The sequence below is a fragment of the Coprococcus intestinihominis genome, assembly GCF_040096555.1.
Taxonomy (GTDB): Bacteria; Bacillota; Clostridia; order Lachnospirales; family Lachnospiraceae; genus Coprococcus_A; species Coprococcus_A intestinihominis.
The window spans coordinates 1-11,966 of the sequence record NZ_JBBMEK010000085.1; the positions used below are offsets into that span (position 1 = coordinate 1).

The following is an 11,966-nucleotide window of genomic DNA, read 5'->3' on the forward strand; positions in this document are numbered from 1 at the left end:
TGCCTCAGAGCCTCCCTCCTGGTCGTCCTCGAATACATACTTCGCACCCGGAAGTGTAAATGCTCTCGGAGAAAACTCCGGGCCAGAAATAATCAGCCCCATTTCTCGCATTTCCTGCATGTAATGACACGTTGAGCTGGTAGACTTCAATCCGATCCCGTCCCCGATCTCACGGACGCTCGGTGGAAATCCCTTCTCGCTCATGTATCGCTTGCAGAAATTCAAAATATCTTTGTGACGTCTTTTTACTATCTTTTTCTCTACCATATGTTGTACCTCCAATCCGGATCCACTTTGTAAAATATTGCTATAAATGCTGGATCATATTCTGCCGACATCGGATATTCGCCACGGATCCGGAATACTATTTCCTCGATGTCCGGCTCGTTCAGATCTTCCAGCTTGCAACCATATTCTTTTTCCAGATCATCTAGCTCGTCATCCAGGCTCAGGATCTGCCGCTCTGGTTCCGGTTTCCAGTCCTTTGGAACTCTCTCATACTCTTCACGTCTCCGCTCCCAGTATTCATCCTCATTCGGTATGCTCCACATTTTTACTCCTTCCAAACTTCATTAGCTTCTTTCTTGCAATCTCGCTCCGTGTAATAATCATACAAGAACTCTTTCTGTGCTTTTGTCATGTCTCTAACCAGGCTTCCGGTCGCAAATGCGATCCCCTGCGATGGATTGTGAAGCAGTACCCAGCCCCGATCTGTAAGCCAGCCTCCAGCGTCAAATATATCTTCGCTCTGATCCGGGTAATTCTCTTCCACGTATTTATTCGCCCAGTCTTGGTGCTCTCCCCACTCAACTTCATGGAAAGTTCCATTCGGCTCCAACCACCCGAAATCTCCGGTTGTATGCTCTTTTTCATCCATCATACGGGTTATGAAGCTGTCAAGTCTCGCCTGCTCTCTATCTTCGTTCGTTTCCTCTCCTAGCTCTTTTCTTACTGCTCTTTGTTCGCCTTCCGAAAGATGTTCCATCGCCACATTGAACCTTTCTGTCATTCTATCCAGATCACTTTTCAAGGCTTTTTTCGACTGAGGTATCTTCCAGACATTCATACCACTTGGTAGTTCTTCCTCTTCTCCTGGCTCATATGTTTCCAGGTGGTACGTTCCGTCAGCAGTATTGCCTTTCAGTGCTGCTCTTCCCATCAGGATATCTTCTGCATACCTCCGGATCTGAGCTTTCGGTGTGTCTGTTCCGGTCATACTGTCCACCAGGATTTCCATGATTTTCTCAATACTCTTTTCCCCAGAGTAAAACCACTCCCTAGCGATCTGAGTAATAAACTCTCCCGTGATTCCAAAAGAAAGTATTCTTTTTTCTCCTCCCATCTCCGTACCTCCTACTCTTGATTGCAATAATCAATAAATGCCGTGATTGTCTCGTCTGCCTCGCAACGTGTATAAAGTCTCTTTTTGCGGTTTTTCTTTCTCCATAGCGGTAACCCGTGCATTTTCCGCTGGTTATTTGTCAGCAACATCGGTTTCATGTTTCCCATGCTCTCTCCATCTCCGGAGGTCTGCCGCCTCCGGTCGGCACTATTTAATCAATCCAGAAGTAATTCCTGGCTGATCGTGTACTGTTCCTGGAGCTTTTCAAAAGCTCTTTCAGTTACGGTGTATTCAAACCATCCGTCCATGTAATGATAATTTGATCTGAGGTTCTTTGCCTCTTTCACACCATCTTTTTTGATCCCTCTGCCTTTCAACTCCAGCGGAGTGTTGATGTGGTAATGTCTGCCGTAATAGCTCCGCTCTGCTTCGATCTGACACTTTGGCTTCTGTTCTCCCATTTCTGGAGTGTAGCAGTACAGCCCCGGTTTCTCCGGAATCACTGCTGGCTTTTCTTCCGGTCTTGCATTTTCCAGGCGTCTTGTCCTGATCTGCTCCTGGAGCGTTTCAATCTCTCCAGGTTTGAAATTGCCCTCCTCATGGCAAACTGCCATGATCTCTGCATACTCCTCTACTACCTGGTTGTTAGATGCCAGATTGATAAGCTGTGTCAGGTTCAAAAAGATGTTGCTGTGTGTCTGTGGAAACTGAATAATTGTTGCTGCCATAATGTCTCTACCTCCCAATTATGCGTAAATGAATTTTCTGAGATCTTCGTCTCTGCAATCACTGTCTAACCATTTGTCGAACTGATCCGGAAATCTTTTCTCCAGCTCGTCCATGAACCATCCTCTCAGCGTGGATGTGTTTGGATCTGTCATGGTGGTTGTCATTTCCCATTGATCCAGAAGCTGTGATGTTGCCAGGGATCCGATCAGGTTTCTTGCTCTCTGCTCCGGTGCCGGTTCGCTTTCCTCTTCGTCTATCAGCTCGATTTTATCCATCAAAGTTCTCCAGTAAAACACTCTGCCATCGCTTGTTACAAGAAATTCTTTGCGAAGATTGCTGTTTTCTTCTTTCAGGTCATATGCTTTACATTCAACCACTTTTCCGTCAATGTATTCGTGTGTGGTATCTTCAAATTCCGCTTTTTCTTCCAGGTATGAAATAAATTCTCTGACTGTGAGCTTGTCCATGAGCTTTTCTGTAGCAATCATAAAATTTACTCTGTATCTGTTATCGTCCTCGTTTTTATATCTCATGGTGTTCCTCCTATCTTTCTTCGACTGATCCGATCTCCAGATCATATGTCCTTGTTTCTGTGCCCTTCATGTATCTTTCAAGCGATTTTCTCAATTTTGAAATAGCATCATCTTCATCCTTGCCAGCGATTACTCTTGAATCAAGATCGCCCTTGATTTCCTCGTAGTCGTTAATCATCAGGTACTCGTTTATTCTGAAATAGATTTTATATTTTTTCATTTCGTTTTCCTCTTTTCCGTTCGTGTGTTTGTTTTTCTTGATGCTTGAAGTATAACTCACTGTAGTGCGTTGTGTCAAGGCGTGTTCTGCAAATAATTAAAAATATTTTTCCGGGTGGATTTTGTGATGCTCACTGTAGCGTCACGAAAGAGAAAAGAAAGAAGCAAAGAAAAGAGAAAATATAATATTTATATATAATAAATAATATATATGTGATAAAAAATCACTGTAGCGTATACCGTAATAGTCACTGTGATAATCACTGTAGCAATCACTGTGATTATCACGGACTGTTTGCATTATATAAGGAAGAAACACCTAACACTTGTTGAGAATACCTTTTTACCGGGATCAGGAAAATGCTCTTGCCGAGGATCCGGATCTGATGCTTTTTGTCACTTGTGAAATGTCACTGTGACATCACTGTGATAGTCACTGTATATGCTACAGTGAACGTCACATAACGCACTATGGTACTTTTCCACACTTTCCACAGTGCGTTGTGGATAATGTACGTTTTCTGAACCTGTTTTTGTGCATTTCAACCATGCCGGGCTTCTGATCCGGATTTTGACCTTTTCCAGGAACAAACTCACTCGCCTGGAGGTGCCTAAAATGCCTCGGATCGCCTTTTTCTTCACGGGCAATAATCAGATCCTAAAATTTATTTTCGTGCGAAATCAAAATTTTGCACAACTGGAGCTTTGCTGATTTGTGGAAAAACCACATTGACAAAAAGACCGTTTGCTGTATAGCCTTTTTCAGAATTTTACGAGATTTTCAGACAATAAAAAATGCCCCAGGCATCCGGAGATACCCAGGGCGTGTGTGACATATTATTTCCTCGACCAAAAGGTTTGCTGTTACTTATGCGTTACAGACTTGGTTTGCTAGTTAAAAAATTACTCTTAGTTGAAAAGTGCGTACCAGGTATTGGCTCCGCACCATCCGTCAGCCTCCAGACCATTCGCTTTCTGGAATGCTGTGATCGCCTCTACCAGCTTGCTTCCGCAGCTGGCGTCCATGGCTCCGGTGTAATATCCTTTTGCGGATAAAATGAACTGAGCTATGAATGTGAATGTGCCGACCGTTCCACTATGAACTCCGGCTTTTCCGGCTACTTCCTTGCATGAACCATAGAAATTCTTGTTTGTCGGAGTGAGCTTTGTTCCATACTTGCGGTTCATAAGATCTTTCCAGATCGCAAGGGCTCCCCATCTGGAAGCTGGACCGTAGAATCCATCCACCTCCAGTTTAGCTCCGCAGAACTGGATCAGCTTATTGCCGTAATTGCTATTCAACCATTGCTGGCCGTTCTTGATGTTCGCTGTCTTACTGTTTCCTCCGGAAATTGTTCCGGCTCCGCTGTTTGTTGATCCTGAGCCAGATGTTCCGGCTCCTCCAGACTTAGAACCATCCTGGACATTTGTTGCCGTGTGATGGCTGTCGTTCAAAAGAATGTCTCCGGCTAAAAGATAATCAGGACCGGTAAGATACTTCGATTCTGTTAATACCTGAAAGCCGGCTTCTTCTGCTCCGGATCTCAGATTGCCAGTATATGTTGCGTTAATGTTTTTCAGTGCATCAATCCCCAGGAGATAACCAGCCGCTTTAATATTAGCGATCACTCCGGCGGAACAATCCCCCTCGCAAGCGATTGTGATCTGTGAAGGATCGTAATTACTTGCTTTCAGGTGTTCCCAGTATGTGCCTCTCTGTCCCTGATCGTAACCGACCAAATCATTTTTAGCAGCTTTGATCCCAAGCTCTGCCAGCTTTGCTCTAACTTTTGCATCCGGATGTCTCAAAACACACTTCCAAGGTCTGTTATACCATGGAATCAAAGCCCATTCTGTCCCGGTCTGATCTCCAGCTTTTCCTCCTGAATACTTTCCGTTTTCATCATGTCCGCTGTTTGAAATTAAACTCATGTTTGTTTCCTCCTTTTCGATGTCTTTATAGATTTTCAGGTACTGCTCCCCGTAGGAAGCTCTTGTCTTTTTGACTTCTGATCCGGTATTTGCCGGAACCTCGAATTTTACCAGGAAGATATCTGACGCCTCCTGGACTGAGGTTGCCGTTTTTAATACCTGCAGAACACTCTTGTAGCTCTGCTGTAATTCTTTCAGCATGAACTCAACCTGAGTGTCCGGATCTCCGATCGACACGCCTTTTGATTTAACCAGATCGTACAGTCCTGCTTTTCTTCCGGCGGACGTCCACTGGCAAAAACCATAACCGTATTGTCTGGAATCTCCCAACGGATGCAAGAAAAGATCTCTTGTGATCTCTCCGCTGTCTACTGCCGTTGTGTACGTGTCATCGGTGTATTTGTAATTCAGCCTCTTCTCGCAGAGGTTCTCCAGATTACGGGGATTTGCCCCGGATTCTGCGTAAATATTCCCCATTGCTCCGCATGCTCCGTATATTGTGCATCCAGCAGCCATCAAACCATTAAATAATGCGTCTGTATAGGTGTTTCGTATAATTGCCATAACTTCCTCCAACGTAAAAGAGTGGGGATTTCTCCCCACCCAGTTATAAGTACGTGTCCTCTTCCGGATCCAACTTTTCGTCCTCCTCCGGATGCAACTGCCCCATTTTATCCATCAGGATAAATGTGAGTGGCAAAAATATTGCAAATAAAATTACAAGTGGCCAGAAGATCCCTGCCAAAACCATGAGCACCATTACCAATGGGTAGTTCGGTTTCCTCGGTTCGTAATACAAACCGTTATCCTGGCAATAAAGCTCTTCGTCCTCGTCCTCCATTCTGCATAGCGTCCCGATCGCCCAAATGTATACTGGCTGACTTAATAAGATCCCTAAAAGGTACACGAATAGGATTATATTCCACATAGCACTCCCTCCCTTCTCTGAGAGTTATTTCTGGGAGCCATTTACTCTTCCGTCATCCAGAAGATCTTTTACCCCCTCAAACCATTTATCAATAACCTTCATCATTGCTTCCTCGGTAACGAATATCTGGAGCCACTTAGGTAGCAATCCTCTTGCCTGACTTACAACATACTTTAATTTCTGTTTGCCCTGACCAGATTCATTGTAGATGTGCTCCGCTTTCAAGATCAGCTGATATACATCCTGACGGATTCCGTCAAGTCCCTGCATCTTTGCATACTGGTAAGCTAAAACAATCGTGATGATTGCTAAGATTAGAAGAGCCACTGCAATTACTGGCAGTGGGATCTGAGATAATACATTTACTAATTCCATTCTTGTTTCCTCCATTTCTTTTCATGCCCTCTCAGGCTTCCGTACAGCCTCATGGGGCTTTGTTAATTGGTTGCATGGTAATTTCCTTGCATAAGCTACTATCATGCGGATTTGAGCCGATTAGTGCTTTTAGTTTCCGGTTATATGGTTCACTCCCTGACGTGTCAGGAAATTTTCCAGATCATGCTTTGCTTCCTGCTCATAATCCAGAGCTTTGTGCATGTCCCCGTTACACTTAGCGTCCGGGATTCTCTGCATAGCTCTTGCTGTAGCTTCTGACAATGCAAGGGCTCCATCCAGGGCTTTTACTGTCATGTACTGGAGCATTTCCCTGTTTTCTTCTTTGGCGTCCTGCTCTCTCTGTCGGTTTAGCCTTTCCTTTTTCTCAGCTTCTGCTCTTGCCTGGATGCGTCTTTCAAGCATCCAAAAGCAAAAAGCCACTATCGCAGACGGGACACCGGCAGCTATCAATAAGTCCATTGGATCTGTGTCTCCTTTCTCCTGTTACTTCGGAACTTTCGAGCTAATTCGTTTTCCGGGCTGCGCTCGTATCTGCATATGCAACACCTCCTTCGCTGCTAATTGATATCTCATCATCATCGCAATCTGCGTACCTCCGGCATGCGTGCTCGATAATGTCAAGATCTGCTTCGATCTCCTCCAAACTTTTAGTTGGTGTCCCCTTTATCAGGAAGATTAGATCATAGATTGCCGACCATAATTTGGAGATAATCTGTAACTTTGTCATTTATCGCCCTTCCTTTTCCTGAAAAGATGATAGTGGGGTTTCTCTTCGCCAAATAAAAGCCACCGGATCAGATCATCCAGGAAGATCCCGAATGCTGATAAAAAGAACCACAGCAGCGTAAATTGCGGACATATCTGACCAAGTATATTTCCGGGCATGTTACTGTAATCCCACATATTCAGCCCCAACCATACATTCAGGATCAACCCAGAAATAAATTCAATCACTGTGATCCCGGATGCAGCTATCAACTGCTGGAGAACCAACGGCATACATCGTGATCTCTCGTTAATCGCTCCGCAAATGATGAAGCATAAGCCTCCGCACACTGCCATTGCCGGAAACGAATATCCCCGGAAGATCACTTCCAGGGAATAATAAAAAACTCCTCCGATCAGGAAGAGTGTCAGGTACTTTATGATTTTTTTCACTATGCAATACCTCCGGATGCAATGGCTTTCATGTAATCTTTCAGAACTTCATTCTGAAACTCTTCCGGAACTTTTGCTCCCCACTGAATCTGATCCAGATCTCCAGGTTTCGTTACCGACTTGATCCACATATTCAGAGCATTGCAATATGTTGTGTAGTATGATACATAGAACATTGCTTTATTGACGATGTTCTGCATGTCCTCAGCCGAGAAATACTTGCAAGGATGTCCGTCCTCATGGTATTCCAGCTTTTCCTCTCCAGCTAACAACTGCATTTTCTTTCCGAAAAGATTCAGCTGATCTTTTTCTGTCAAGCTGAAATGTTCCACTCCGGAAGATGTGCTCACATCTACTCCAGCGTAAATCGTCTGCTCACATGCTGATGCGATTTCCTGGTATTTCGCTTTTCTTGCATCCTCCAGGCTCAGATCTTCTACACTGGAAGGATCCGGAACCTCCTCCGCTTTTGCGTACCAGTAATCAAAATCAGATTCGATCTCTTCCTGGGTTACTTTGCCCTGGTAATGGAACTGGACCTCCTCGCACTCCCACACCTTGTACTTATTCTTTTTCCCATCCTGGATGTCCTCTTTATCCACCAGCACAATGTTTTTACGCATGATAACATCTGTTCCGGAAAATACCGGATAGACCTCAACTGCTGAGGGCTGTGATAAGTAAGATTCTCTTCTCATTTTCTACTTCCTTTCCGTGCTTACTTGCACTGTATGAACACTTTTTGAATAATTCATCAAAACAATACTTTTTTCTGAATTTCAAGCTGTTGCTATGTTTTACCCATCCTTTGTATGCTGCTATCCGGCAGGCTCTCCACCATGGGACAAATCCTTTCGTCTTGAAATCTCCCCAGGCTCTAAGCACTTGCCTCCGGATTCTCCGGAATACTCTGCCACGGATGATCGTGTATTTTCTCCGGACTACATAACCCATCATGTCAACTCCTGGAGTTCTTTTCTTACTGCCTTTCTTTCTCTCTTCGTGGTTCTCCTTCTCTTCATCGAACGATGCCACTTGATAGAACCGCCAGATATCCTTGATTTTCAGTCCAAACTTATCGTGTGCCCAGACTGTTGCTTTCTTCATGGCTTTTCTCAGCTTCGAGATATCGCCATAGATTGTAAAATCATCTGCATAACATACAACCGCATAGACAAGCCTGTTCCGCTTTCCTCTGCGTATTTGTGCCTGCTCGTAGATGTATCTCAGAACATATGACATCACGTAGTTAAATAGCCATGCCGGAAGATATCCACCAATACACAAATGGTTCCCAGGATAATTGCTCATAAGAGCACCCAGGAACCATAGCAGCACTTTATTCTTGCCTATATCTCTTCGCAACATCTCCATTACGATACCCACCGTTACCGATGGATAGGCTTTTGTTACATCTCCTTTGATTGCTACAACCTTGCCGTGGAATTTCTTTCTCAAAAGTCTTTCAATCTTCCTCTTTCCAGCAACTCCGCCTTTCTTCGGGATGCTCCCATACTGGACCGGCAGAATCTTTGCCCGGAAAAGAGGTTTCAAAGCAAAGACAGCGATATACTCAAACACCTGCTGTTCCGGAGATTCCTGGCAGATGTCTCTTAGTTTCTGCGTCAGCCCATCCACCCTTTGAAATTGGCGAATTGGCTTTAATTGCAGATCACGGTCAACGATACGCTGTGTCAGCATCTTCGCAACTTCGCTCTCAGCCTCCAGGGTTCGCTTAAAATCCTGGTTCAGCCGGTCTTCTGCAATCTGACGCTTTGTGATCTTTCCGGTCTTGCATAGCAGACGTTGGAAATCGTTTCTGCCACGCTTATTCCGGAAACATTCTATAACGGCAGGTTCATTGAATTTCCAAGATTCAACATCCACATCTGCCGGTTTGCAATAGGTTTTCATCAAACCTCCTTAATATTCATCTGGTTACTTCCGTGGCTTTCCCCGTAGGTACTAGCCTCGTTGGTTTCAAGTTATTTTCGCACATAAGCGAGGATTATACGATGCAATGATTTTTTAATACTCTTTTCAAAATTGTACCAGTTGCTCCGAGAGAGCCGTTCCAGTTAGCGTTAGACACCCCATTGTTCGAGTTACGGCAAGGAACGCCAGCATTACCACCGTTGTTCAAGTTACCAAAGCACCAAGCCGCACGAACACCAGACGCCGCAGGTTCGCAATTGAAGCCAGCTCCCAGACACCGTATAACCCTAAAATTATTTTATTTGCAAATAAGACAATAAAGGGGCTTACTGCCCCTCTGCTTCGCATTCACCCCGTTTTTAACCCTCAAGACCAGGTGCTCCGAGAGAGCCGTACCAGTAAGCGCTAGACACCCCATTGTTCGAGCTACGGCAAGGAACGCCAGCATTACCACCGTGGTCCAAGTTACCAAAGCACCAAGCCGCACGAACACCAGACGCCGCAGGATCGCAAAAGAAGCCAGCTCCCACTCCAACGCCGCTTCCGCTTGCGTTGGTTGCCTCCGGCCATAGAACATCATCATTGATTGCATTATCAGTAATATACTTCCATGTCCAGGCAGCCGTATCTTTCGGAAATACCAATGTTGGAACATTTACTTTTTCGTAGTTCTCATTGATTGCAGAGCCTACTTTTGACTGATCGTAACATTTGTAGCAATCAAAACAATAATTCTCATTCGCATCCTGGCTCCACTGCCATAATTCATCGGAGACAATCAGATAGGAACCATTCATAAATTCTACACCCTGGATCATTCCAGGTTCTTTTCCGGAAGTCGGACTGTATCGGCTACCATCTCTACCAAGCACATTGTCATTCCATCCGGAATAGTACGGAGCAGTAGACAGCATTGTCGTACCGACTACCGTGTCAAAAGTCTTTCCACCGTTGTCCACGTACACTGCGGAATAGTCTGTGCCGTCAATGTTCACAGTCTCAATCGCTGTGATTAACTTCGCATCAAAAATGGAGTATGCACTGGCAGCGTTTCTATCGGTCGATGCATTGGTTCCCAGCATGACCGCAGAACCCACGAACAGGTTTGCCGCCTGTGCTGTGGTCAGAATTACTCGCTCCACTCCGGTCTCAGCCACGGCTACCGTGTACTGGAAACTGTAGCTTGAGCATCCTTCAATCTTTCCGGAATTTCCTTTACGTCCATATTTCAGACGCATCATAGCATCCAGGAACTTCAGAAGTGATCCAGATGCTCCGGAATACTGTGTTCCTCTGGCTCTCCATCTGGTTACTCCGGTTGAATGTGAGGTACGGTTGACCGGTGCCAGTCCAGTTCCGCAAGTGATTGCTCCGTCTGCGTCCAGACCAGCGTAATATTTCGGATGTGCCATGTACTCATGCACTTTTCCGGTTCGGTCTGTGCCTTCTTTCCAACGTTTGTAGCCTGGAGCCGGTGTACATCTGGTTTTCAGATATTTGTAATCCTTGTCCTGCCATTCACGCTTGTAGGTGTTCTTCTGGATCATCCAACACAGATGTTCTCCACCTCTGACCTTTGCTGTATCGTCAATGTGTTCTACATAGAAAATCTCATGGGAACCATCTGCTTTTTTCTCTGCCGCAACCTCCAGACACCAAAACTGTGGAAGGTGTGCAAACGGATCATTACCGGCTGTAGATTCTGTGGAAGGTGTACATGTCAGTCCTGTGGAATCATCCGTTAAGGTTCCGATCATGGACGTACTCTTATCATATCTTGGTGTCGTTACGCCGTGAACTCTGGAATCAACCAGAACATTTCCGAACCATCTCTCCAGCATCTCCGCTTTCGTGAAAAGCTCCGGATTATATTGAATCTTCCACCATTCAGTAAAAAGGGCATCTACCTCCGCTTTGGAAGTAGCTGCCGCAACTTTCTCTTTATATTTCAGATCCATTTCTCCAGCAATCTGATCTCTGTGAACTTTGACCAGTAACTGCATGGTCGTGTCTCTGGGGATATTGATTGTCTCACTCATTTTCTGCCTCCTATGCACTTAAAATGATTGCGTCAAGTCCCTTGTCATCCGGGTTAATCTGGAACGCAATCGTGTTGACCTGGTTAATAAGTATCTCTGTAGCCTCTTTCGCCTTAGCAATGGCATCCGCAGTATTCGCCTGCCTGTCCTTCTCGTTCTGAATCCGGACATTTTCACTGGCGGTTCTTATCTGCTCCGCAGATGCTCTGTCTGATTCAGCCTGGGATCTCGCCTGCTCAGCCTGGACTCTGGCAGTTTCAGCCTGTGACCTAGACTGTTCTGCTTTATTCGCATTATCAGTAGCCAGTTTGGCGTTCTTAGCCGCCTGGGTTGCCGCAGAAGTCGCACCATCCGCATTCCCGGCTGCTGTAGATGCCAGTTCAGCCGCCTGCTTTGCATCCTGCGTCGCCTGGTTCGCTGCCGTTACAGACTGCTGGATCGCTGAGTCAATCTGTTTTGCAGAATCAACGACTTTCTGTAAAGCTGTCTGCTGTGTTTTGCTGGCCTCTGTAGCTTTCTCGGTTGCAGTCTGCTGGGTTTTTGCCGATTTCGTGACGTTTTCAAGGTTTGTCTGCTGGGTTTTCCCGTTCTTTGTGGCGGTCTCAAGAGCTGTCTGCTGGGTTTTCCCGTTCGAGATAGCAGTTGTCAGATCCTGCAATGCTTTCTGAACTTCTGCAGACTTCGTGTCGATCGCCTCCACCTGCTGTTTCATGGTAGCAGCTGATTTTGCAACTTCGGTCTTGATGTTGTTGTAA

At 45.4% G+C, this 11,966-nt stretch carries 16 protein-coding genes; all 16 read right to left on the bottom strand.

All coding sequences use genetic code 11. The features are described 5' to 3' along the window. The coding region (locus tag WMO25_RS08250; protein WP_349084918.1) for a LexA family protein at positions 1 to 267 on the bottom strand (267 nt) is incomplete at its 3' end. Further along, complete coding sequence (locus WMO25_RS08255; protein WP_117636122.1) at positions 261 to 551, bottom strand: hypothetical protein; 291 nt, start codon at positions 549 to 551, stop codon at positions 261 to 263. The genes WMO25_RS08255 and WMO25_RS08250, both read right to left, overlap by 7 nt. A gap of 2 nt (positions 552 to 553) precedes the next feature. Next, positions 554 to 1,342, bottom strand: a complete 789-nt coding sequence (locus WMO25_RS08260; RefSeq protein ID WP_349084920.1) for a hypothetical protein — start codon at positions 1,340 to 1,342, stop codon at positions 554 to 556. 215 nt (positions 1,343 to 1,557) lie between these two features. Beyond that, entirely contained in the window at positions 1,558 to 2,070 is a 513-nt protein-coding gene (locus tag WMO25_RS08265) for a hypothetical protein (protein WP_349084921.1), read from the bottom strand. 18 nt (positions 2,071 to 2,088) lie between these two features. Continuing rightward, positions 2,089 to 2,604, bottom strand: a complete 516-nt coding sequence (locus WMO25_RS08270) for a hypothetical protein (protein WP_349084922.1) — start codon at positions 2,602 to 2,604, stop codon at positions 2,089 to 2,091. Between the two features lie 10 nt (positions 2,605 to 2,614). Next, complete coding sequence (locus WMO25_RS08275; protein ID WP_349084924.1) at positions 2,615 to 2,824, bottom strand: hypothetical protein; 210 nt, start codon at positions 2,822 to 2,824, stop codon at positions 2,615 to 2,617. Positions 2,825 to 3,732: 908 nt separating this feature from the next. Further along, entirely contained in the window at positions 3,733 to 5,319 is a 1,587-nt protein-coding gene (locus WMO25_RS08280; protein WP_349084926.1) for a phage tail tip lysozyme, read from the bottom strand. A gap of 43 nt (positions 5,320 to 5,362) precedes the next feature. Next, complete coding sequence (locus WMO25_RS08285; protein ID WP_349084927.1) at positions 5,363 to 5,683, bottom strand: hypothetical protein; 321 nt, start codon at positions 5,681 to 5,683, stop codon at positions 5,363 to 5,365. A gap of 24 nt (positions 5,684 to 5,707) precedes the next feature. Continuing rightward, a complete protein-coding gene (locus WMO25_RS08290) occupies positions 5,708 to 6,058 on the bottom strand; it encodes a hypothetical protein (RefSeq protein WP_117636128.1) in 351 nt (116 codons plus the stop codon). A 129-nt stretch (positions 6,059 to 6,187) separates the two neighbouring features. Next, a complete protein-coding gene (locus WMO25_RS08295; RefSeq protein ID WP_349084929.1) occupies positions 6,188 to 6,538 on the bottom strand; it encodes a serine/threonine protein kinase in 351 nt (116 codons plus the stop codon). 43 nt (positions 6,539 to 6,581) lie between these two features. Continuing rightward, on the bottom strand, positions 6,582 to 6,806 hold the full coding sequence (locus WMO25_RS08300; protein ID WP_349084930.1) for a hypothetical protein: 225 nt from the start codon (positions 6,804 to 6,806) through the stop codon (positions 6,582 to 6,584). Next, a complete protein-coding gene (locus WMO25_RS08305; RefSeq protein ID WP_349084931.1) occupies positions 6,803 to 7,237 on the bottom strand; it encodes a putative ABC transporter permease in 435 nt (144 codons plus the stop codon). The genes WMO25_RS08300 and WMO25_RS08305 overlap by 4 nt, the downstream gene beginning before the upstream one ends. Beyond that, positions 7,237 to 7,935 carry a DUF4376 domain-containing protein gene (locus WMO25_RS08310; protein WP_349084933.1) on the bottom strand — a complete coding sequence of 233 codons (699 nt, stop codon included), beginning with the start codon at positions 7,933 to 7,935 and terminating at the stop codon, positions 7,237 to 7,239. Before WMO25_RS08310 ends, WMO25_RS08305 begins: the two co-directional genes overlap by 1 nt. Beyond that, positions 7,895 to 9,151, bottom strand: a complete 1,257-nt coding sequence (locus WMO25_RS08315) for an RNA-dependent RNA polymerase family protein (protein ID WP_349084935.1) — start codon at positions 9,149 to 9,151, stop codon at positions 7,895 to 7,897. The genes WMO25_RS08310 and WMO25_RS08315 overlap by 41 nt, the downstream gene beginning before the upstream one ends. Before the next feature lie 380 nt (positions 9,152 to 9,531). After that, positions 9,532 to 11,211: a hypothetical protein gene (locus tag WMO25_RS08320; protein ID WP_349084937.1), complete on the bottom strand. Its 1,680-nt coding sequence runs from the start codon at positions 11,209 to 11,211 to the stop codon at positions 9,532 to 9,534. A gap of 10 nt (positions 11,212 to 11,221) precedes the next feature. Continuing rightward, positions 11,222 to 11,966, bottom strand: a 745-nt coding sequence (locus tag WMO25_RS08325) for a hypothetical protein (RefSeq protein WP_349084939.1), incomplete at its 5' end; no start/stop codon positions are given.

Excerpts from the sequence above, each read along its gene's own strand:
- WMO25_RS08295 (WP_349084929.1), bottom strand. The coding sequence starts at position 6,538 with ATGGACTTATTGATAGCTGCCGGTGTCCCGTCTGCGATAGTGGCTTTT.
- WMO25_RS08285 (WP_349084927.1), bottom strand. The coding sequence starts at position 5,683 with ATGTGGAATATAATCCTATTCGTGTACCTTTTAGGGATCTTATTAAGT.
- WMO25_RS08260 (WP_349084920.1), bottom strand. The coding sequence starts at position 1,342 with ATGGGAGGAGAAAAAAGAATACTTTCTTTTGGAATCACGGGAGAGTTT.
- WMO25_RS08310 (WP_349084933.1), bottom strand. The coding sequence starts at position 7,935 with ATGAGAAGAGAATCTTACTTATCACAGCCCTCAGCAGTTGAGGTCTAT.
- WMO25_RS08315 (WP_349084935.1), bottom strand. The coding sequence starts at position 9,151 with ATGAAAACCTATTGCAAACCGGCAGATGTGGATGTTGAATCTTGGAAA.
- WMO25_RS08270 (WP_349084922.1), bottom strand. The coding sequence starts at position 2,604 with ATGAGATATAAAAACGAGGACGATAACAGATACAGAGTAAATTTTATG.
- WMO25_RS08280 (WP_349084926.1), bottom strand. The coding sequence starts at position 5,319 with ATGGCAATTATACGAAACACCTATACAGACGCATTATTTAATGGTTTG.
- WMO25_RS08290 (WP_117636128.1), bottom strand. The coding sequence starts at position 6,058 with ATGGAATTAGTAAATGTATTATCTCAGATCCCACTGCCAGTAATTGCA.
- WMO25_RS08255 (WP_117636122.1), bottom strand. The coding sequence starts at position 551 with ATGTGGAGCATACCGAATGAGGATGAATACTGGGAGCGGAGACGTGAA.
- WMO25_RS08320 (WP_349084937.1), bottom strand. The coding sequence starts at position 11,211 with ATGAGTGAGACAATCAATATCCCCAGAGACACGACCATGCAGTTACTG.
- WMO25_RS08275 (WP_349084924.1), bottom strand. The coding sequence starts at position 2,824 with ATGAAAAAATATAAAATCTATTTCAGAATAAACGAGTACCTGATGATT.
- WMO25_RS08265 (WP_349084921.1), bottom strand. The coding sequence starts at position 2,070 with ATGGCAGCAACAATTATTCAGTTTCCACAGACACACAGCAACATCTTT.
- WMO25_RS08300 (WP_349084930.1), bottom strand. The coding sequence starts at position 6,806 with ATGACAAAGTTACAGATTATCTCCAAATTATGGTCGGCAATCTATGAT.